Genomic DNA, 20,717 nt, shown 5'->3' on the forward strand with positions numbered 1-20,717 from the left:
CCACATGAACAACCCACACGCAGTGAGCTTTGGCCCCTACACCTTTCACCGGCAACAACGCCTGGTCAGCAAGGCTGGCCTGCCGGTGCCGTTGGGTGGGCGAGCGCTGGATATTCTTGCGGTATTGCTGGAGGCGCCGGGGCAATTTGTCGGAAAGGACACGCTGATTGCGCGGGTCTGGCCGTGCAGCGTGGTGGAAGAGAACAACCTGCGTGTGCACATCGCCGCACTGCGCCGTGCGCTCGTCGGGCAACCGTGCATCCTTAACGATCCGCTGCGCGGTTACTGTTTTGTGGCGCCGCTGCAGAGTCCTTCGCCGTCGACGCCACCTCGGCACAATCTGGCGATCCGCCTGAGCCCGGTGGTCGGCCGTGATCAGGTGTTGGGCGCGCTGGTGCGGCGCCTGTCCGGCCAACGCCTGATGATGCTCACGGGCTGCGCCGGTGTGGGCAAAAGTACACTGGCCCTGGCCCTCGCCGAACGGGCAGTGCCGCGTTATCGCGACGGCGTGTGGTGGGTGGATTTGGCAACCGTGCAGGCACCGATGCAGATGCTGCGGCACGTGGCCAATACGCTGCAGCTGGAACCCTGTGCAAACGCGGTTGAACTGAGCCGCCAGTTGGCGACACGCCAACTGTTGCTGGTACTCGACGGTGCCGATTTGCTGCTCGGCGCCTGTCGCCATCTGGTGCGCACACTGCGTGAGCACGCGCCCCAGGTGACGCTGTTGTTGAGCAGTCGCGAAGCCTTGCAGGTGCCCGGCGAATGGGTGCAGCACGTGCCCACCCTGACACAGCCGACGCCGTCCGCCTGGCGCAGTGTCGAGCAGGCGATGGCGTACCCGGCGGTGCAATTGTTTGTCGCACGGGTTCACGCCAGTCAGCAGGGTTTTGTGTTGCGGCCCCAGGACCTGGCGCCGTTGCGGGCTATCTGTCGACGCCTGGATGGCATTCCCCTGGCCCTGGAACTGGCGGCGGCCCAAGTCGAGGCCCTGGGCGTACACGGCGTGCAGGCCCAGTTGCAACGCGGTTTGCAGGTACTGACCCGAGGCCGCCGCACGGCAGTGGAGCGCCACCAATCCCTGGCCGCGGCCCTGGCATGGAGCTATCAGCGCTTGAGCCTGCCGGAGCGCTGGCTGTTCCTGCAATTGGCGCTGTTCAAAATGGCGGTGACCTTGCCCACCCTGACCGGTTGGGTCGCCGGCACCGAGCTGGAGCACGCCGACCTGTCCTATCTGCTGGCGCGCCTGACTGCGACGTCGTTACTGACCGTGGAGCCAGGTCCCGGCCCGGAGCGTTACCGCCTGCTCAACAGTGTGCGCAGCTATGCGCTGGCGCAGCTGCGCGACCCGGTGCAGGTGGCGCATTTGCAACAGGGTTATGGGCATTACCTGGGGCCCTTTTCAGGCCGGCCGTTTGTCCTGCAACTCGTCGAGCAGGCTGCGCACGCGAACTAGGTCGCGAGTCGCAAAGCCTTCGCTGAATTGCGCGTAGACCGAGCTCAACAGCTCGCGCGCCGCCTGCGTACGCCCTTGGCGTTGCCACAGTCGCGCCAGTGACGTTGCGCTGCGCAGCTCCCAGGCCAGCGCGCCGTGTTGATGCGCCACGCCGAGGGCTTCAAGCAGCAGTGTTTCGCGTGTGCGGGTATCGGTCTGTGCCTCGGCCCGTACCCGCAAAATCTCGGCGGTGCACCAACCGGCGCCGCCGCTTCTGGCGCGTTCAAGCATCGCGTCATCCACCGTGGCGGCATCAAAGGTCACGAGGGTGTCCTGAACCAGGCCCAGCCCTGCAAGGTCCTCACGGGCTGCGGTGCCTTTATAGTGCCGTGCCCAGGTATGAAACAACTGCACCGAGTGCTTTTGTGCCTGTTGCAGCAACAGTTCCAGGCGCGCACTCGCCGCTTCGGCATCCCCGTTGTAGCGGGCGATGACCACACCGGCGAGGGCCAGGGTGTAGCAGATCGAGGTGCCGTGGTTGAGCTGCAAGGCCAACTCCAGCGCCTGGTTGGCGGTACGCCAGGCCCGCTGCGCAAAGCCGCGCAGCCACAGGATGCGCGCGAGGATCGTCAACGCGGCCACACTCTGGTCGTATTGCACGCCAAAACCGTGAGTAAAACGATTCAGATGGCCGCTGTGCGCCATGCGCTGGATCACTTGTTCGGCGTTGTGCAACGCCAGCGCCTGGTTACCGGCGAAGTGCTGCGCCAGCACCCGCAGGCGCTGGGCGCTGAGGTCCAGCAAGGGGTCGGAATGCAGGCCCAGTCGGTCAAAGTGTTGGCTGTGCACCAACGCCTCACGGTAGTTTCCATCGCACAGGTTGACGGCCATCAGCCCGGATGCCGCGCGTAACTGGCCGCCCAAATCCTTGCCGGCGTGCGCCAGGCGTTGCGCACAGGCAAAGGCTTCGAGGGTCTGCGGCGTTGCACCCTGGGCATGATAGGAAACACTGCCCAGCGCCAGTTGCAGCGCCATGTGCAGGCGTTGGCTCGGTGCGCCTGACTGAGGCAAGCGCGCCAGGGCTTTGCCCACGTACAGCCCGTGTTCGCGCAGCAGCGATAATTCTTGCCACAACGGCATGGCACTGACCGTCAGACGAATACCCAGCAGGTGCGCGCCTGAATCGCTCAGGCAGCTATCGAGAGCGGCACGAATGTCTTCGCGCAGCGGTGCATAACGGTCGATCCAGGCTTGGCTCGCGATCAGCTCCCAGTCGTCCTGTGCCTGCTCCATCAGCGCCAGGCAGCGCGCTGCATGGCGTTCACGGGTGGCGTCGAGTTCAGCCGCCACGCTGAGTTTTTCCAGGGCGTACGTGCGGGTGATATCCAGCAGGCGGTAGACCATTTCGTCATCGCCAGCCTCCACGTTGAGCAGCGACTTGGCCACCAACTGGGTGATGGAACCCAACACCTCGTTCGGCGCGATCTGCTCGCCGGCGATTACCGCCGCTGCGCTGGCCAGGCTGAACCCGCCACGAAACACGGCCAGGCGGCGCAAGCAAATCTGCTCGCACGGCGTGAGTAAATCAAAGCTCCAATCCAGCGTAGCGCGCAGGGTTTGATGGCGGGGCAGGGCGCTGCGCCGGCCACGGGTGAGCAGGCGCACGTTGTCTTCCAGTTGCACCAGCAACCCTGCCAGGCCGAAGCGTTCAATCTGCGCGGCCACCAGTTCGATTGCCAGGGGAATACCGTCCAGGCGCTGGCAGATATCAATCGCCAGGGGCAACTCGGCTTCGCTGAGTTCAAAACTGTCCTGATGGGACATGGCGCGTTCGACCAGCAGCTGCAGGGCCGGGTAACCCAGGGCCTGGGCCCGATTGCCGCTGGCGGGCGGGCAGGCCAGCGGTTCGAGGCGCTGCACGGATTCGCCCTCGGCCCGCAGCGCTTCGCGGCTGGTGGCGAGGATGTGCAGGTGCGGCGCGTGGCGCAGCAGGGTTTCGCTGATCAGTGCGATGTCGTCCAGCAGGTGTTCGCAATTGTCGATGACCAGCAGCAACTGACGCGCTTGCAGGTCGCGGGCGAACGTCAGCAGCGGCTCATGTTCGGCAGGCGTGAGGTCGAGCAGGGCGGCGAGGTTGGGCAAGATCATCGACGGCGCGCTGAGCGGCGCCAGGTCCAGCAGGCGAATGCCGTCGCGATAATGTCCAATCAGCAACTCCGCCACGCGCAGCGCCACGGTCGTCTTGCCGATGCCACCCGCGCCGGTCAGGGTGATAAAGCGCTGCTGGGGCAGTTGCTGCACCAGTGCATCGATGAGTGCCTGGCGGCCGATCATCCGCGTGCGGCGCAGCGGCAGGTTATGGCCCTGGCTATGGGGAATGCCGTCTGCAGGAATCGTCATCGGTTCGATGCTCAGTGGCGCCACAAAACTGTAGCCGCGCTGGGCCACCGTGACGATATAACGCTGCCCGGCCTGGCCATCGCCCAATGCCTTGCGCAACGCCGCCATATGCACCCGCAGGTTGGTGTCTTCCACCACAGTTTTCGGCCAGACCCGGGTGATCAGCTCCTGCTTGCTCACCACGTTGCCGGCGTGTTCCAGCAAGATCAGCAGAATCTCCACCGCGCGCCGCCCCAGACGCAACGGCCGACCGGCTTCGAGCACCAGCCGTTGGTGCGGGTGGACGCGGTAGGGGCCGAAATGCACGGCCTGGTCGCCGAGGTCATACATGGAGGCCGGAGCTCTGGGATAGGGTCTGGCCAGCATATTCCAGGCGTGTGCCGACCACTAGGCCGCAATCACTTGCGACTTGTGACGCAATTGGTGATTTCGCCAGGTCATCGGGTTGACCCCTTCACTGCGCGTGAACATGTGGCAGAAGTGCGCCTGGTCGCAAAACCCGCACTCCAGGCTGATTTGCGTCAGGCTCAAGGAGGAATGGGTGATCAGTTCCTTGGCGCGTTCGATGCGCTGTTGGCGAATCCACTCCTGCGGTGACAGACCGGTGGTGCATTTGAACGCACGCGAAAAGTGACTGCGCGACAGCGCGCAAGCCTGCGCCAGGTCAGCAATCGCCAGGCTTTCACCGAGGTTGGCGAGGATGAGTTGTTTGGCAATACGTTCACGCCGAGGGCAGAGGCCACCGGCAGCAGAAAAGCGCGGAGCACAGTACTCAGGTCGGGCCATGACAAATATCCGTAGTCGATGGGAGCGTTCCCGGTGAATGGGTCCAGTGTAGACCGCGTCATTTTTGGCGCCGAACCGTTTGGCTGACGAGTTAATCGTTGTTAATTTCGCCAGGTGATGGCGCGCAAAAGACAGCACAGGCGTGCAATCGCATAAGCGTTCGAGGTGCTTATCTGGCGGCCTGGAAACCGTTTGGATAACGCCATGAACCGCAACGACTTGCGCCGCGTCGACATGAACCTGCTGGTGATTTTTGAGGCGCTGATGTTCGAAAAGAACCTGACTCGGGTCGCTGAAAAACTCTTCATGGGCCAGCCGGCGGTGAGTGCCGCATTGGGGCGATTGCGGGATTTGTTCGACGACCCGTTGCTGTTGCGCAACGGGCGAGGCATGGAGCCCACGCCACGGGCGCTGGCGATACTCAAGGAGCTGCAACCGGCCATGGACACCATTTCCGGCGCGGTCAGCCGTGCCAAGGATTTCGACCCGTCGACCAGTTGCGCGGTGTTTCGTATCGGGCTGTCTGATGACGCGGAGTTTGGGTTGTTTCCGCCGTTGCTCAGTCAACTGCGTGAGGAGGCGCCGGGGATTATCGTGGTGGTGCGCCGGGCTAATTACCTGTTGATGTCGGCGTTGTTGGCCAGTGGCGAGATTTCGGTGGGGGTCAGTTACACCACTGAGCTGCCGGCGAATGCCAAGCGTAAGAAGCTGCGGGATATTCCGTGCAAGGTATTGCGTGGGGATGAGGGTGGGGCGCCGTTGACGCTGGATGAGTACTGCGAACGGCCCCATGCGATGGTGTCGTTTTCGGGGGATTTGAGCGGCAATATCGACCTGGACCTGGCGCGGATTGGCCGGGCGCGCAGGGTGGTGTTGGCGGTGCCGCAGTTCAGTGGGTTGCGGGCGTTGTTGGCGGGGACGCAGATTATTGCGACGGTGCCGGATTATGCGGCGTGTGCGTTGACTGAGGGGACTGTGTTGCGGGCTGAGGATCCGCCGTTTGAGATCGAGGCGGCGGAGTTATCGATGGTTTGGAGTGGGGTGCATGATAATGATCCGGCGGAGCGGTGGTTGCGGGGGCGCATAAGTGAGCATATGGCGGGGGGTGGTTAGTCGTGGCGGCCTCTGGGCCGACCAGGCTGGTGGTTGTATGGGGTACATATCCTTTGCTGTGGTAACGGCGGCTATGGGTTCCGCTCTTACAGCGGGTCACTTTTTTACAAACGCCTAAAAAAGTAACCAAAAAACGCTTTGCCCCACCACTCGGTGCCTCGCTTAGGCTCGGCATGCCCGCACTCCGGCTTGAATCCGTGGGCCGCCGCAATGGGCCATCCCTGGCCCAGTGCGGCTAACCCGGCGTCCTGCCGGGTTACCCACGGATTCAAGCCTGCGTTTGGCCAGCGTGGTTAACGGGGCCTGTCAGATCAAGATCAACAGCAGAGCACGGCGGCCTGACAGCCGGCCTGAGTGGTTGAAGCAAAAGCAGGGCAAAAGCACAGCAACACCACGTTTACCTGATGGAATGAGATCCAAATGTGGGAGCGGGCTTGCTCGCGAAAGCGGTGTGCCAGTCGGCGTATTTGTAACTGACCCACCGCATTCGCGAGCAAGCCCGCTCCCACAATGTTGACCGACTTTCTGCCGGCACCGCAGTGCTCTGCTTTTCTGTGAAAGCTGGCTTGCCTGCAATGCCGACACCTCGGTACATCAAGACCCCATATCAGCTCCCAGATTGACCCAGTACTGTCTAAAGAGCAGCCCACCCTTCGCCCGATGTACCCAGTTCAAAATGTGGGAGCGGGCTTGCTCGCGAAAGCGCTGGGTCAGTCGGCTTATTTGTAACTGACCCAGCGCTTTCGCGAGCAAGCCCGCTCCCACAATGTTGACCGAGTTTAGCTGCCGGCACCGCAGTGCTCTGCTTTTCTGTGGGAGCGGGCTTGCCCGCGATACAGGCACCTCGATACATCAGGCATACCCCGCAGCAGGCCCCATGCCAGCTCCCAGATTGGCGCAGTAAAGTCTGAAGAGCAGCCCACCCTTTACCTGATGTACCCAGTTCCAAATGTGGGAGCGGGCTTGCCCGCGATACAGGCACCTCGATACATCAGGCATACCCCGCAGCAGACCCCATGCCAGCTCCCAGATTGGCGCAGTAAAGTCTGAAGAGCAGCCCACCCTTTACCTGATGTACCCAGTTCCAAATGTGGGAGCGGGCTTGCTCGCGAATGCGGTGCGCCATTCGCCCACTCCATCAACTGACACACCGCTTCGCTTGTGCTTTTGATCTAACCACTGAGGTCGGCTGTCAGGCCGCCGTGCTCTACTTTTGACTTTGATCTTGATCTTAGGCGCCCCGTTAACCACGCTGGGCGGAGTGAGAGCCCGCCGAGCCTAAGCGAGGTGCCGAGTGGTGGGGCAAGAGCCCTTTGGTTGCGTTGGGGCTTTTCCAAAGTGACCCGCTGTAAGCGCGGAACCCTGGGCGGCCGTTACCGCAGCAATGGAGATGTACCCCATACAACCACCAGCCTGGTCGGCCCAGAGGCCGCCACGCCAAACAGCACATACATCCAATTCCAAACCCCCGAAGCCCCCCAAACTCCCTCCATCGCTCAACTCTCCAGGGGGGAATCAACGCCATGGACCCAACACCCAAAACCAGCCCCGACGAAGTCGTCACCCTGGTCGTCAAGCACCTGATCAAACCCGGCCGTGAAGCCGACTACGAAGCCTGGCTACGCCGCATCGTGCGTATCGCCGGTGAGCGCCCAGGTCACCTCGGTGTCGACGTGGTACGCAGCAAACAAAACCGCCTGGCGCTGTTTACCTGCGTACTGCGCTACCGCTCCACCGAGGCACTTGAGCGCTGGCTCGACTCCCCGGAACGCAAGGCCCTGATCGACGAAGCCACGCCCCTGCTCGCCGACGGCGACAACACCGAAATTGGTGCCGTCAACGAATTCTGGTTTGCGCCGCTGGCCGACAGCGCCGCCAAACCACCGCGCTGGAAGCAGGCGGTGGTGACTTTGTTTGTCATCCTGCCGCTGACGCTGCTGGTGCCGATCATCTGGGGCCCGGTGTTGCGCCTGCATCCGTTCCTTTCCAACTACGTGGTTGCCACCTTCCTCGTCACCCTGACCATCGTGCTGCTGGTGGTTTACCTGCTGATGCCGGCGGCTACCCGTCTGTTCGCTCCCTGGCTTGAAGCCTCTGTAAAGGAAACCCTATGAACGCCGATCTGATTCTGTTCAATGGCCAGTTCCACACCGTGGACCGTGAAAACCCACGTGCAACGGCCGTCGCCATCCACCAGGGCCGCTTTGTGGCGGTCGGCACCGACGGTGAGGCCATGGCCTTGCGTGGCAGCGGTACGCAGGTGATCGACCTCAAGGGCCGCACCGTGATTCCCGGCCTCAACGACTCGCACCTGCACCTCATCCGTGGCGGCCTGAACTACAACCTTGAGCTGCGCTGGGAAGGCGTGCCGTCCCTGGCCGATGCGCTGCGCATGCTCAAGGACCAGGCTGATCGCACACCAACGCCGCAATGGGTACGTGTGGTCGGCGGCTGGAACGAATTCCAATTTGCCGAAAAGCGCATGCCGACCCTGGAAGAGCTGAACCAGGCCGCGCCGGATACGCCGGTGTTCGTGCTGCACCTGTACGACCGCGCCTTGCTCAACCGCGCGGCGTTGCGTGTGGCCGGCTACACCAAGGACACGCCGAACCCGCCCGGTGGCGAGATCGTGCGCGACAGCAACGGCAACCCCACCGGCATGCTGGTGGCGCGGCCTAACGCGATGATCCTGTATGCAACCCTGGCCAAGGGGCCGACATTGCCTCTGGAATATCAGGTCAACTCCACCCGCCAGTTCATGCGTGAACTCAATCGGTTGGGGCTCACCAGTGCGATCGATGCCGGTGGTGGTTTCCAGAACTATCCCGATGACTACGCGGTGATCGAACAACTGGCCAAGGATGAGCAGTTGACGGTGCGTATCGCTTACAACCTGTTCACCCAGAAACCCAAGGAAGAACTCAGCGATTTCAAACACTGGACCGGCAGCGTCACCCTGCATCAGGGCGATGACTACCTGCGCCACAACGGCGCCGGCGAGATGCTGGTGTTTTCGGCGGCCGACTTCGAAGACTTCCTCGAGCCGCGCCCCGACCTGCCGCTGACCATGGAACAAGAGCTGGAGCCGGTGGTGCGCCACTTGGTCGAGCAGCGCTGGCCATTCCGTCTGCACGCCACTTACAACGAGTCCATCTCGCGCATGCTTGACGTGTTCGAGAAGGTCAATCGTGACATCCCGTTCAACGGCCTGCCGTGGTTCTTTGACCACGCCGAAACCATCACTGCGCAAAATATTGAACGCGTGCGCGCCCTGGGCGGCGGTATTGCGATCCAGGACCGTATGGCGTTCCAGGGCGAATACTTCGTCGAGCGTTACGGCGCCAAGGCCGCCGAAGCCACGCCGCCGATCAAGCGCATGTTGGCCGAAGGCGTGCCGGTCGGGGCGGGTACCGATGCCACGCGGGTGTCGAGCTACAACCCGTGGACCTCGTTGTACTGGATGGTCAGCGGCCGTACCGTCGGCGGCCTTGAATTGCACGCCGAAGGCCTGTCGCGCCTCACCGCGTTGGAGCTGTTCACCCACGGCAGTGCCTGGTTCTCATCGGAGCAGGGCAAGAAAGGCCAGATCAAGGTTGGCCAATTGGCCGACGTCGCCGCGCTGTCGGCGGACTTTTTCAGCGTCGATGAAGAAGCCATCAAATGGATCGAGTCGGTGCTGACTGTGGTCGGCGGCAAGGTGGTGTACGGCGCCGGCGACTTCGAAGATTTCGCACCGCCGTCGGTGCCGGTGCTGCCGGACTGGTCGCCGGTGGTCAAGGTGCCGGGGCACTGGCGCCCCGGCTCACCGCTGCAAGCCCAAGTCCATCAATGCAGCGGCCCGTGTGGCGTGCATGCCCATGGCCATGAAAAAGCGCGGCTTTCCAGCGTGCCGGTCAGCGACTTCCAGGGTTTCTGGGGCGCGTTTGGCTGCTCGTGTTTTGCCTTCTGACAATCAACCCCCAAAGGAGCTACCCCATGACTTACACACGCTTGAACAAAGACGACGCTGTGGTGCTGTTGGTGGACCACCAGACCGGCCTGATCTCGCTGGTGCAGGATTTCTCGCCCAACGAATTCAAGAACAACGTGCTGGCCCTGGCCGATGTGGCCAAGTTCTTCAAGCTGCCGACCATCCTCACCACCAGCTTTGAAACCGGCCCCAACGGCCCGCTGGTGCCCGAGCTGAAAGAACTGTTCCCGGACGCCCCGTACATCCCGCGTCCTGGCCAGATCAACGCGTGGGACAACGAAGACTTCGTCAAGGCCGTCAAAGCCACCGGCCGCAAGCAACTGATCATTGCCGGCGTGGTAACTGACGTCTGCGTGACATTCCCGACCCTTTCCGCGCTGGCTGAAGGTTTTGAAGTGTTCGTGGTGACCGACGCCTCCGGTACGTTCAACGAAGCCGTGCAACGTGCGTCGTGGGCACGCATGAGCGCGGCGGGTGCACACCTGGTGAACTGGTTCTCGGTGGCCTGCGAGCTGCAAGTCGACTGGCGCAACGACATGGAAGGCCTGGCCAACCTGCTGTCGCCGCGTATTCCCAACTACCGCAACCTGATGAACAGCTACTCGGCGTTTACCGCCAAGTAACCTGCGCTCAGGCATTCAGGTAAAACCCTGTGGGAGGGGGCTTGCTCCCGATCGCGGTGTTTTAGCCACCTCAACGGTGACTGACAGACCGCGATCGGGAGCAAGCCCCCTCGCACATGGGTGGGTGTACCCACATTGGGTTTGTGGTGGGGCTGCTGACAGGCTATAAAACCGCAAAATGTCCACCGAGAAGCGACAATGAACCCCTTCGAAGACATGCGCCTGTTTTGCCAGGTCATGGAGTCCGGCAGTTTCACCGCCGCCGCCGAGCAACTGGGCCTGTCCAAGCAGTTTGTCAGTCGCCGTCTGATCCAGTTGGAAGACCGCCTCGGTGTGCGGTTGCTCAACCGTTCCACGCGGCGTCTGGACGTGACGCCGCTGGGCCAGAGTTACTACGAATCGGCCTTGCGCCTGCTCGGTGAAGTCGAGCAGGTGGAGCAGGGCATCGCTGGCCAGAACAGCGAACCACGCGGCACCCTTCGCCTCAGCGCGCCGTTGTCGTTTGCCATGGCTCATCTTGGTTGCCTGTTGCCGTTGTTCCTGCAGCGCCACCCGCACGTGTCGGTGGAAGTCGACCTGAGCGACCGCCCCGTGGACTTGATCGGCGAAGGCTATGACTTGGTGCTGCGTATTGGCACGCTGGAAGATTCGACGCTGATCGCGCGGCGCATCGGCAGTGTCCAGCGGGTGTATTGCGCCAGTCCCGAGTACCTGGCCCAGCGCGGCACGCCGCTCAAACCCGACGATTTGGGCGACCACGACTGCCTGCCCTACGGCCATGGCCGCCAGGTGCAATGGCGATTCCTGAGCAAGGGCAAAGTGCAGTCGGTAAATGTCAGCGGGCGGATGCGCGTCAATAACGGCGAGCTGCTGCGCGACACGGCCATTGCCGGCCTGGGCGTCACGTACCTGCCGACGTTTATCGTCGCCGATGCATTGCAGGACGGGCGCCTGGTCACGGTCTTGGAAGACTTCGCCCCCGAGGCGCTGACCTTGTCTGCGGTTTACCCACAGCACCGGCAAAGCGCCAGACCGGTGCAGGCCCTGGTGGAGTTTCTGCGCGAACGCCTGGCCGGCGGCTGCTGAGCAACTGACACAACACAGCCCCCCTGTGGGAGGGGGCTTGCTCCCGAAAGCGCTGGGTCAGTGACTCTATGGGTCGGCTGATACGCCGCTGTCGCGAGCCAGCCGCTGCCACATTCTGGTCAGCGTTCGGCTCAGCGATCGACCACGTTGGCCAGCGCTGAACCGCTTACATAACGCTCAAGATTCGCCAGGAACGTCTCGGCAATTTCCTGCCTGCTGTTGGTCGAAATGGCTGAGGTATGGGGCGACAAGCGCACACGCGGATGGGTATACAGCGGGTGCCCGTCCGGCAACGGTTCCGGCTCGGTCACGTCCAGCGAGGCTAGGCCGATCCGGCCGTTGTCCAGCGCTTCCAGCAACGCCTCCTGGTCCAGCAGGCCACCGCGCGCAATGTTGATCAGGTGCAGCCCCGGCTTGGCGCTGCCCAGCACATCACGGTTAACGATATGCCGAGTGGCCTCGGTGAGTGGCGCGGCCAGTACCAGGTGGTCTGCGCGGGCGAACAGGTCGTGGATATCCCGCGCGGTTTCTACACCTTCCAGCTCAATGGGCGCCGCGCGTTGGCGCAGTGCGATCACGTTGATGCCAAGAGCCAGGGCCTTTTGCGCGAGGCTTTTGCCGATGGCACCAAAGCCGAGCAGGCCCAGGGTGGTGCCCTTGAGCGGGCGCAGTGCGGTGAAATGCCACTGGGCGTCCTTCACCCAGATGTCCGGCAAATGCTTGGAAGCGGCAAAGAGCGTCGCCAGGGCGAATTCGGCGAGGTTATCGGCGGCGCTGCCCCGGGAGGTGCTGACCGGTGGGCCGTTGAACAGCCACTGCGGGTAAAAATCGATGCCCGATGACACCAGGTGCACCCACTGCGCGCCATAGGGCCAGCCGGGCGGTGGGGTGTCCGGTGCGGTGTAGCCGCGCACATTGATCGGGCGCAGCAGCAGGATATTGGCCTGGGGCGGCAGGTCACTCGGCACGCCGGCGGGCACGCCGATCACTTGGGCCTGCGGGTGGATCGTCGCGAGGCGTTCGCGAATCACATCGTTATAATCTTCGTCCAGTTGGCTGGCGATAATCACCTGACTCATGAGCGTTCCTTCTTCAGAGGGGGGCACGTTGGGCGAAGGCCGCTTTGCCGACGCCTTGCAGCACGGCGTCGTTTTGTGGCGTATGCACGCGACTGCACAACACGTCGCGGTAGTAACGTTGCAGCGGGCTGTGGCGCGACAGGCCAGGGTTGCCCGAGGCTTCAATGGCCAGCTCCACGGCGCGAATCGCATTGCCGGTCACCAGGTATTTAAGCTGCGCGGCATTGGCGGCAGGCGTGTGACCTTCGGCGGCCGCATCAAGCAGGCTGCGATTGGCAAACAGCAGGGTGTCGATATGGCCGACCGTTTCTTGAAAACGCGGCAAGCTCGACAGCGCGGCGCCGAGATTGGACGGCTTGCGGTGTTCCAGCCAATTCACCAGCCAGTCCCGCGCGGCCTGGGCCACCGCGTCATACACCGACGACAGCAACACCGACATCCACAGGAACCCATCGGCATCGAGTTCCGGCTGCGGCGCGCTCCAAGGGCTCACACTGACGGCGTGGTCCAGCGGCACTAATACGTTATCGAGCACCACTTCATGGCTGCAGGTCGCCCGCATGCCCAGATGGTCCCAGGTGTCGATGATGCTCACGCCCGGGCTGTTTTTGGGCACCAGCCAGGCACCGACCAACGGGTCGCTGTCGTCACTGCGCGCCCACACGCTGAACCAGCTCAGGCCATGGCTGCCGGTGGAGTAGATTTTGCGCCCGCTGATGCGCCAGCCCTCGGCGGTGCGCACCGCCGTGGTTGCCGGCAGGCCGCCACGGGCCGGGGTGCCGAGGTCGGGTTCGACGCGCAGGGCATTGATCAACGCACCGTTGCGCACCGCGTCTTCGGCGACGCGCACGCGCAGGTGGCGGGGCCAGGTTTTACTGTCTTGCAGGCGTGTGTGCTGCAGGTACTGCATCACCAGGATCAGTGCCGTAGAGGGCTCGCCCTTGGCAATCGCGCTGATGGCTTGGCGTGCCTGGGGCAGGTTGGCGCCGCCTCCACCCAGGGCTTTGGGCACGGTGAAGGCGACCAATCCATGCGCATGCAAGCGCTTGAAGTTGTCATGGGGGAAGGCGCCGCTCTCATCATAGACATGCGCGTTGCTGGCCAATTCAGCGCTGAGGCGTTCGAGCAGGGCTTCGAAGTTGGCGACTTCCACGGAGCGTAACGACGGTTGCGTCATGAGTCTGTACTCAGTCAAATGGGGGGCGGGCGGGTTCGCAAGGGCGCTGGTTGAGCCCCTGCATGGGCTGCCCGACACGCGGTGATCGGGCGCCAGCCACCTCGTTCAAGCCAGGGCCTTGAGGGGCGCTTCAGCCACGCTGTAACGATTGGCCGGGACTTGCAGCCCGAGGTTGTCGCGCAAGGTGTGGCCGCTGTACTCAGTGCGAAACAGCCCGCGCTGTTGCAGCACCGGCACCACCCATTCGGTGAAGAACTGCAAGCCATCCGGCAACACCGAGTTGATGATGAAACCGTCACTGGCGCCGGTTTCAAACCAGGTCTGGATCGCGTCGGCGACTTGCTCCGCCGTGCCGACAAAATCGCGATTGGGCCGCGAAAAACGCAGGGCCACTTCGCGTAATGTCAGGCCTTCGTCCCTGGCCCATTGCTTGATGCGGTCGGAGCCGCCTTTCTGACTGTTGGCGCCCAGGTCGCCGAGCTCCGGGAACGCTTCATCCAGCGGGTATTGGCTGAAGTCGTGGTCGTTGAAGGGGCGGCCCAGCGCCACAATGGCGTCTTCTATGGTCACCAGGTCCACGGCCTGCTGATAGCGACGTTCCACCTGCGCAGCATCGCGCCCGACAATCGGGCGGATACCGGGCAGGATCGACAGGCTGTCGGGGTCACGGCCAAAGCCCTTGGCGCGGCGTTTCAAGTCGGCGGTGTAGGCCTTGGCCTCGTCGATATTCTCGACGTGCACAAAAATCGCATCAGCATGTTCGGCGGCAAAGTTACGCCCATCTTCCGAGGTGCCCGCCTGGAAAACCACCGGCTGGCCCTGGCGCGAGCGGGCGATGTTCAGCGGGCCTTTCACCGAAAAAAACTCGCCTTTGTGATTCAGGGCATGCAGCTTGTGCGGGGTGAAAAACTCGCCGCTCTGTTTGTCGTAGGTAAAGGCGTCGTCTTCCCAGGAATCCCACAGGCCCTGGACCACGTTCAGGTGTTCCTTGGCGATGCGGTAGCGCACGGCGTGTGGCGGGTGCTCGGCTTTGCCGAAGTTATCGGCGGTGCCGCTCAGCCAGGAGGTCACCACGTTCCACCCGGCGCGGCCGCCGCTGATATGGTCCAGGGAGGCAAATTGGCGCGCCACCTGGTAAGGCTCGGTGTAGCTCACCGTCACCGTCGCCACCAGGCCGATATGCGTGGTCAATGCGGCGAGGGCCGAGAGGATCGTCAGCGGCTCGAAACGGTTGAGGTAGTGCGGGCTGGATTTGGCGTGAATGTGCAGGCTGTCGGCGATAAACACGAAGTCGAATTTGGCGCTTTCGGCCAGTTCAGTCTGCTGCTTGTAGAAGCCAAAGTGAGTACTGGCATTGGCTTGCGCCTGTGGATGGCGCCATTCGCCCCAGCCGTGACCGACACCGTGGACCATGGCGCCCAGTTTCAAATGGCGTGGCTTCAATTGACTTGGCTTGCTCATGTGCTGCTCCTGTTAGCGCGATGCTTGGGAATGGGGGACACGCTCGGCGTTAAAGCGCTTGTCGAAGCCCTGCGACACATCGATGTGGTTGGGCAGCAGGCCTTCTTTTTGATAGGTGTCGGCAGTGGCTTGAAGGCCGCGGATGACCGCGTCGTCGATCAGCACGGGGGACAGATGGGTGTCTTTGGCCACCTCCACGTGCACGGCTAACGGCAGGCCGGTGATCCTGGCCTGGGCGGCGGCGTATTCATCGGGGTGCGTGTTGGCCCATGCGTAAGCGCGATCGACGCGGGCGACAAAGTCATCCAGTTGCGTGCGTTTTTCAGCGATGGCCTGGCGGGTGGCGGCGAAATACAGGTGATTGCTCAGCAGCTGATTGCCACTGATCAACACGCGGGCCTGGCTCTGTGAGGTGACCACGGTGGTGTAGGGGTCCCATGTGGCCCAGGCGTCGACCGTACCGTTATCCAGCACCAGGCGCGATTCGCTGGGCAGCAGGAAAATGAACTGCACGTCCTGGGTGGTCAGGCCAGCGCTGGCCAGGGCCTTGATCGCCAGGTAATGGCCGATGGAGCCGCGCCCGGTGACGATTTTTTTACCCTTGAGGTCGGCCACGGTCTTGATCGGTGAGTCCTTGGGCACCAGCAGGGCCGTGGTGTTGCGCCCTTCGGCGTGGATGATGCTGACCACCTTGAGCGATGCCCCTGCACCCAGGGCGAACACATACGGTGCATCGCCCAAGGCACCGATATCGACGGCGCCGGCATTCAAGGCTTCGCCCAACGGCGAGGCGGACGGGAACTCCGCCCACTTGATTTCGTACGGGACGTTTTTGGTTTCGCCGGAAGCTTCCAGCAGCGCCTTGATCGTGGATTTCTGATTGGCCACCCGCAGCGGTTGCAGGTCAGCGGCGTGGGCGGTGGTGACCAGGCCGAGGGCGAGGGCGGCGCCCAGCAGAAGGCGCTTGAACGGTGTGGAGAACAGCATGGGACAAACTCCAGGCGTTTGTTGAAAGGGTACGGATACCTCCGCCTGGAGAAGGGGTCGGATGTCCTTGGGCGCTGCACCGCTCGCGGTGCAGCTGTAGCGTCAGTGGTGGGGTCAGATCACATGGAAGCCGTGGGTGGCGTCGCGGGCCAGTTGGTCGACCAGGCCGAACTCCCAATCCAGGTACGCCTGCATGGCTTCCTTGGGGTTGTCGGTGCCTTCGTAGGGGCGGCGGTAACGGTCGATGCGTGGTGAGGCCAGGTGGGTTTCACCGGCTTGCAGCGGCAGTTGCGCGTTGATCCAGCCGGCCGTGCCGTCTTGCAGCAGGAACACCTGCTTGCCGGTAATGGCTTCGACCTCGGGCACTGCCAGGCGCGCCAATTGGCTGCTGCCGCAGGTCAGCACGTAACGCTGGGCAGTCGGCACCTTGGCCAGGGCCTCGGGCAACTGCGCGCGCAGCACCCACCAGGCCCCCGGGATATGACGCTTCACATAGTTGGCGCTGGCGGTGAAGTCCAACACGACCGTGTCGCCATGTCCCAGCCAGTCAGCGAGGGTGTGTGGGCTGATGAGTTCGGCTTGGGGCGGCGCGGGCACCGGGGCAACCCAGGCACCGTGTTGACTGAAATGCGCCGGTTGCAGCGCGTCCAGCACATGCACTTCCCAGCCAAGCTGGGCCAGCCAGGACGCCGACATATTGGCCCGTACGCCATCGTCATCCGCCAGCACCAGCCGCGCACCGCGTACGCTGGCGACGTGGTCGGTTTCCTGGACCAGTTGGCCCCCCGGCGTGGAGCGCGCGCCGGGCAAGTGGCCGGCTTCGAATTCTTCCGGGGTGCGCACATCAAACAGGTAGGTGGTGCGCGTCGGTTCCTGCTGCCAGCGCTGCAGGTCCGCCAGCGTGGCGCGGCCGACGCGGGCCGTGTCGGCAACGCGACGCGCGTCCTGGGCGGCGATCCGGCGGTGTTCTTCGGACGTTGGGGCAAAGCGGCGCGACTGGCCATGGGCGAGTGTCTGCCCGGCCAAGGTCCAGCCGATGGTGCCGTTGCGCAAGGCCGACACCGGGTTGGCGATGCCGGCATTGATCAGCGACTGGGTGCCGATGATGCTGCGGGTACGCCCGGCGCAGTTGACGATGATATGCGTGGCCGGGTCCGGCGCCAGTTCACGGGCGCGCAACACCAGTTCGGCGCCGGGCACGCTGATGCCGGTGGGGATGCTCATGGTCTGGTATTCGTCGAAACGGCGCGCGTCGAGCACCACCACATCGGCCTGGCTGTCGAGCAAGGCCTGCACCTGTTCAGCCGCCAGGGACGGCGTATGCCGTTCGCTTTCGACCAGTTCGCCAAAGGCCTTGCTGGGCACGTTGACGTCGATAAACAGCTCGCCACCGGCACGCCGCCAACCGTCGAGCCCACCTGCCAACTGGCTGACCTGGGTGTAGCCCAGCGCAACCAGGCGCTCAGCGGCACGCTGCGCCAGCCCCTCGCCGTTGTCGTAGACGGTGACCTGGGTGTCTCGACGCGGAATTCGCGAATACACCTCCAGTTCCAGCTTGGACAGCGGGATGTTCGCCGCGAACAGCGGGTGAGACTCGGCAAACGGCGCCTCTTCACGCACGTCGAGCAGAGCGACTTCCTCACGGTCCAACAAGGCCTGGCGAATCTGGGCAAAGCTGCGGGTCGATACGGTGGTCATAGGGCAGGGCTCTTTTCTTTGGACACATCCCAGATGTTCGGGAGGTAGGCGTTGGAATAACCGGAGATAAACAGTTTCTCGCTGCCGTCGGGCTGGTATACCGCGCGGCGCACGGCACCGATATTGGCGCCGTACACATGGATGCTGATGGACACCTGGTCGCGGTGGGCATTACTGACCTGATGAATATCCCCCACCTTGGGCGACACCGCCTCGACCTGGCCCGGCAGCAACTGAACAGGCTTGCCTTCGGCCACCAGGCTGCCGTCGGGTGCGCGTTCGAACCCCTGGGAAAACTCCGCGCCACGCAACATGCCAATCAGCCCCCACACCCGATGGTCATGAATCGGTGTGCTTTGCCCCGGCCCCCACACAAAACTGACAATGCTGAAACGCTGGCGTGAGTCAGCATGCAGCAAAAATTGCTGGTAGCGCTGCGGGTCGGGTTGGGCGTATTCGTCGGGCAGCCAGTCATCGTGGCTGACCAGTTGCGCCAGTAACTTGCCGCCACGGTGCAACAGGTCGCCTTCGCGTGGGTTGCCGTCGATCAATTCCGCCAGGGCGCCTATAAAGGCTCTGAGTCTCTCGGGGTGCGGGGCCTGGGTCATGGCAGTTCCATCGTGCGGTTGATGGTTTTATATAAGCATAATGTTTGTATTTAATATGCTATTTTTTAATGATTAGCTTATAGCTGAAGGTAATTTAGAACCGGTCTGAATAGCGTTAGACGTTATTGATTCCAGCCTGGGCTATCCAGGCAGCGTGGCGGCAACTATGCTTGGCACACATCTTAATGACTGTTCTCTATGTGCGGCCCAAATGAAAATTGACGATATCGATGCCTTTGTCGAAGTGATTCGTTGCCAGTCCATCAGCCATGCAGCCGAGTCGTTGCAGCTGACCCAGCCGGCTATCACCCGCCGTGTGCAGAACTTCGAGCAGGCGCTGGGTGTGGAGCTGTTCGACCGCAATACCAAACCCCTCAAGCCGACGCTGATCGGCACCCGGGTCTATGAGCAATGCCGTTTGATCCTGCGTGAGATGGATGCCCTGCGTGAGCTTGTAGCCACGGACGCGCCGCCTACCGGTGTGCTGCGCCTGGGTGTGCCGCAGACCATCGGCGATGCGGTGCTGTTGGATGCGCTCAAGCAGTTGCGTACCGAATACCCGGACCTGCGCGCCCAGGTCGCCACCGGCTGGGGCAGCCAGTTGGTGGGCAAGATCGAGCGCGGCGAGCTGGATGCGGCGGCGGCCTTGTTCCCGGCCGGCAAGATATTCCCGGACAACATTGTCGGTGAGTCCATCGGCAAGATGGAGCTGGTGGTGGTGTGTGCCCAGGCACAGTTACCGAAGAAGCCGTGCAAGTTGGCGGACGTGTACCAGAATGGCTGGATTCTCAACCCGGATGGCTGCGGTTTCCGTGCCGGTTTGCAGCGCACGTTGTCCGATCAAGGCTTGGCATTGCGAGTCAACCTGGAAACCTTCGGCACCGAGCTGCAATTGGGGCTGGTAGCGGACGGCCTGGGGCTGGGCCTGGTGCCACGCCCGCTGTTGGAGCGCAGCGCCCATCGCGAGCAACTGGCGGTGATGCCGCTCAAGGACTTCAAGCCGGTGCTGGATTTGTGGCTGATCTACCCGCATTTCCTGGGCAACCTGCAAGGCCCGGTGGATGCGTTTGGCCAGTGGGTGGCGGCGTCGTTGCACAAGCTGCGGGACGCGGCCTGAGCATTAAGGTTATGAAAAAAAATAATAATTAGCTTAGATTAAAATGTGCTTTTTATTATTTTTTGCCATCCCATAGGCTGACTGGAAGTCCTTAAGGCCATCCAGGAAGTTTTGCCATGAGCAGCGTCACCCCGATCTCCAGCGTTTCCAGCAACGTTCGCCAGCGCGTCACGCCAGAAGAGTGGGAGGTGCGCGTCAAACTGGCCGCGGCCTATCGACTGGCGGCGTTGTACAAGTGGACCGACCACATCTATACGCACTTTTCCGCGCGTGTACCGGGGCCGCAGGAGCATTTTCTGATCAACGCCTTCGGGCTATTGTTCGATGAAATCAGCGCCTCCAACCTGGTCAAGGTCGACCTCGACGGTACCCTGGTCGATGACCCCACCGGCCTGGGCATCAATTACGCCGGGTATGTGATCCATAGCGCTATTCACGGTGCCCGCCACGACCTGCAAGCGGTGCTGCACACTCACACCCGTGACGGTATTGCGGTGTCGGCGCAAAAGGACGGGCTGTTGCCGATCTCCCAACATGCCATCGCGTTCTCCGGGCGAGTCGCCTATCACGGCTATGAGGGCGTGGCCCTGGACCTGGATGAGCGTGAGCGGCTGGTGGCCGATTTGGGTGACAAGAGTGTGATGATCTTGCGCAACCATGGGCTGTTGACGGCTGGCGTCAGCGTGGAGCATGCGTTCCAGCAGCTGCAAGGGTTGGAGCGCGCCTGCACCATCCAGATTGCGGCGCAGGCGGGCGGCAATGCTCAATTGATCTTCCCGCCGGCAGACGTGGTGGCCAAGGTCGAAGAGCAGGCCAAGGTGTTCAGCAATGGCGAAGGGCCGGGCGTGGCACGCCATTGGAATGCGTTGATTCGGCAATTGGAACGCACCGATACCGATTACAAAAACTGAGTTTGAAATCACTGAATGACTAAAAAATGGGGGAGCGGGCTGGCTCGCGAATGCGCAGTGTCAGTCAATGGAGATATCGACTGACCCACCGCTTTCGCGAGCAAGCCCGCTCCCACAGTAGATCTGTGTTGCCAATCAGGGTTGTATACGGCGCAGGTGCGCATCGAATCGGGCATGCGCCGCTCTATGACATCACCGCCACCACCCTAGCAGAGCGTCGTTGACCGAGGCGGGGCAATGGTTGGGTGACTATTGCGCAGAAGAAC

The 20,717-nt window shown here is 62.7% G+C and carries 16 protein-coding genes; 8 read left to right on the forward strand and 8 right to left on the reverse strand.

The genetic code is table 11. The features are described from left to right. Positions 1-4: 4 nt before the first annotated feature. The gene (locus CPH89_RS22005) at positions 5-1,456 is read left to right on the forward strand and encodes an ATP-binding protein (RefSeq protein ID WP_053255574.1); all 1,452 of its coding nucleotides are present in this window, start codon (positions 5-7) and stop codon (positions 1,454-1,456) included. Here CPH89_RS22005 and CPH89_RS22010 read toward each other — a convergent pair. Then, positions 1,403-4,165: an ATP-binding protein gene (locus CPH89_RS22010; RefSeq protein WP_053255575.1), complete on the reverse strand. Its 2,763-nt coding sequence runs from the start codon at positions 4,163-4,165 to the stop codon at positions 1,403-1,405. The two genes, CPH89_RS22005 and CPH89_RS22010, sit on opposite strands and share 54 nt — an antisense overlap. Before the next feature lie 57 nt (positions 4,166-4,222). Next, positions 4,223-4,621, reverse strand: a complete 399-nt coding sequence (locus CPH89_RS22015) for a helix-turn-helix domain-containing protein (RefSeq protein ID WP_053255576.1) — start codon at positions 4,619-4,621, stop codon at positions 4,223-4,225. 204 nt (positions 4,622-4,825) lie between these two features. Between CPH89_RS22015 and CPH89_RS22020 the strand changes: the two genes are divergently transcribed. The 5 genes from CPH89_RS22020 to CPH89_RS22045 all read left to right on the forward strand — a co-directional run bounded on the left by CPH89_RS22020 (position 4,826) and on the right by CPH89_RS22045 (position 11,413). Beyond that, positions 4,826-5,734 carry a LysR family transcriptional regulator gene (locus CPH89_RS22020; protein ID WP_053255577.1) on the forward strand — a complete coding sequence of 303 codons (909 nt, stop codon included), beginning with the start codon at positions 4,826-4,828 and terminating at the stop codon, positions 5,732-5,734. A gap of 1,523 nt (positions 5,735-7,257) precedes the next feature. Further along, positions 7,258-7,848 carry an antibiotic biosynthesis monooxygenase gene (locus CPH89_RS22030; protein WP_053255578.1) on the forward strand — a complete coding sequence of 197 codons (591 nt, stop codon included), beginning with the start codon at positions 7,258-7,260 and terminating at the stop codon, positions 7,846-7,848. Next, a complete protein-coding gene (locus CPH89_RS22035; RefSeq protein WP_053255579.1) occupies positions 7,845-9,683 on the forward strand; it encodes an amidohydrolase in 1,839 nt (612 codons plus the stop codon). The genes CPH89_RS22030 and CPH89_RS22035 overlap by 4 nt, the downstream gene beginning before the upstream one ends. A gap of 26 nt (positions 9,684-9,709) precedes the next feature. Further along, a complete protein-coding gene (gene ycaC, locus CPH89_RS22040) occupies positions 9,710-10,327 on the forward strand; it encodes an isochorismate family cysteine hydrolase YcaC (RefSeq protein WP_053255580.1) in 618 nt (205 codons plus the stop codon). A 198-nt stretch (positions 10,328-10,525) separates the two neighbouring features. After that, positions 10,526-11,413, forward strand: a complete 888-nt coding sequence (locus tag CPH89_RS22045; RefSeq protein WP_053255581.1) for a LysR family transcriptional regulator — start codon at positions 10,526-10,528, stop codon at positions 11,411-11,413. Between the two features lie 131 nt (positions 11,414-11,544). On the opposite strand, the gene CPH89_RS22050 is transcribed toward CPH89_RS22045, so the two are convergent. The 6 genes from CPH89_RS22050 to CPH89_RS22075 all read right to left on the reverse strand — a co-directional run bounded on the left by CPH89_RS22050 (position 11,545) and on the right by CPH89_RS22075 (position 18,423). Further along, a complete protein-coding gene (locus CPH89_RS22050; RefSeq protein WP_053255582.1) occupies positions 11,545-12,492 on the reverse strand; it encodes a D-isomer specific 2-hydroxyacid dehydrogenase family protein in 948 nt (315 codons plus the stop codon). A 13-nt stretch (positions 12,493-12,505) separates the two neighbouring features. Continuing rightward, positions 12,506-13,669 (reverse strand): acyl-CoA dehydrogenase family protein, encoded by a 1,164-nt coding sequence (locus CPH89_RS22055; RefSeq protein ID WP_053255583.1) that lies wholly within the window; start codon positions 13,667-13,669, stop codon positions 12,506-12,508. A gap of 105 nt (positions 13,670-13,774) precedes the next feature. Beyond that, entirely contained in the window at positions 13,775-15,130 is a 1,356-nt protein-coding gene (locus CPH89_RS22060) for an LLM class flavin-dependent oxidoreductase (protein ID WP_053255584.1), read from the reverse strand. Positions 15,131-15,142: 12 nt separating this feature from the next. After that, positions 15,143-16,117, reverse strand: coding sequence for an ABC transporter substrate-binding protein (locus CPH89_RS22065; RefSeq protein WP_053255585.1), 975 nt, complete (start codon positions 16,115-16,117; stop codon positions 15,143-15,145). A 114-nt stretch (positions 16,118-16,231) separates the two neighbouring features. Then, positions 16,232-17,815 (reverse strand): rhodanese homology domain-containing protein, encoded by a 1,584-nt coding sequence (locus CPH89_RS22070; protein WP_053255586.1) that lies wholly within the window; start codon positions 17,813-17,815, stop codon positions 16,232-16,234. Beyond that, a complete protein-coding gene (locus CPH89_RS22075) occupies positions 17,812-18,423 on the reverse strand; it encodes a cysteine dioxygenase family protein (protein WP_053255587.1) in 612 nt (203 codons plus the stop codon). The genes CPH89_RS22070 and CPH89_RS22075 overlap by 4 nt, the downstream gene beginning before the upstream one ends. A gap of 211 nt (positions 18,424-18,634) precedes the next feature. Here CPH89_RS22075 and CPH89_RS22080 point away from each other — a divergent pair, with 211 nt between their 5' ends. Together CPH89_RS22080 and CPH89_RS22085 are read left to right on the forward strand one after the other, a co-directional pair. After that, positions 18,635-19,540 carry a LysR family transcriptional regulator gene (locus CPH89_RS22080; protein WP_053255588.1) on the forward strand — a complete coding sequence of 302 codons (906 nt, stop codon included), beginning with the start codon at positions 18,635-18,637 and terminating at the stop codon, positions 19,538-19,540. Positions 19,541-19,656: 116 nt separating this feature from the next. Continuing rightward, positions 19,657-20,451, forward strand: a complete 795-nt coding sequence (locus tag CPH89_RS22085) for a class II aldolase/adducin family protein (RefSeq protein WP_053255589.1) — start codon at positions 19,657-19,659, stop codon at positions 20,449-20,451. Positions 20,452-20,717 lie beyond the last annotated feature (266 nt).

This window comes from Pseudomonas fluorescens, assembly GCF_900215245.1.
GTDB lineage: Bacteria > Pseudomonadota > Gammaproteobacteria > Pseudomonadales > Pseudomonadaceae > Aquipseudomonas > Aquipseudomonas fluorescens.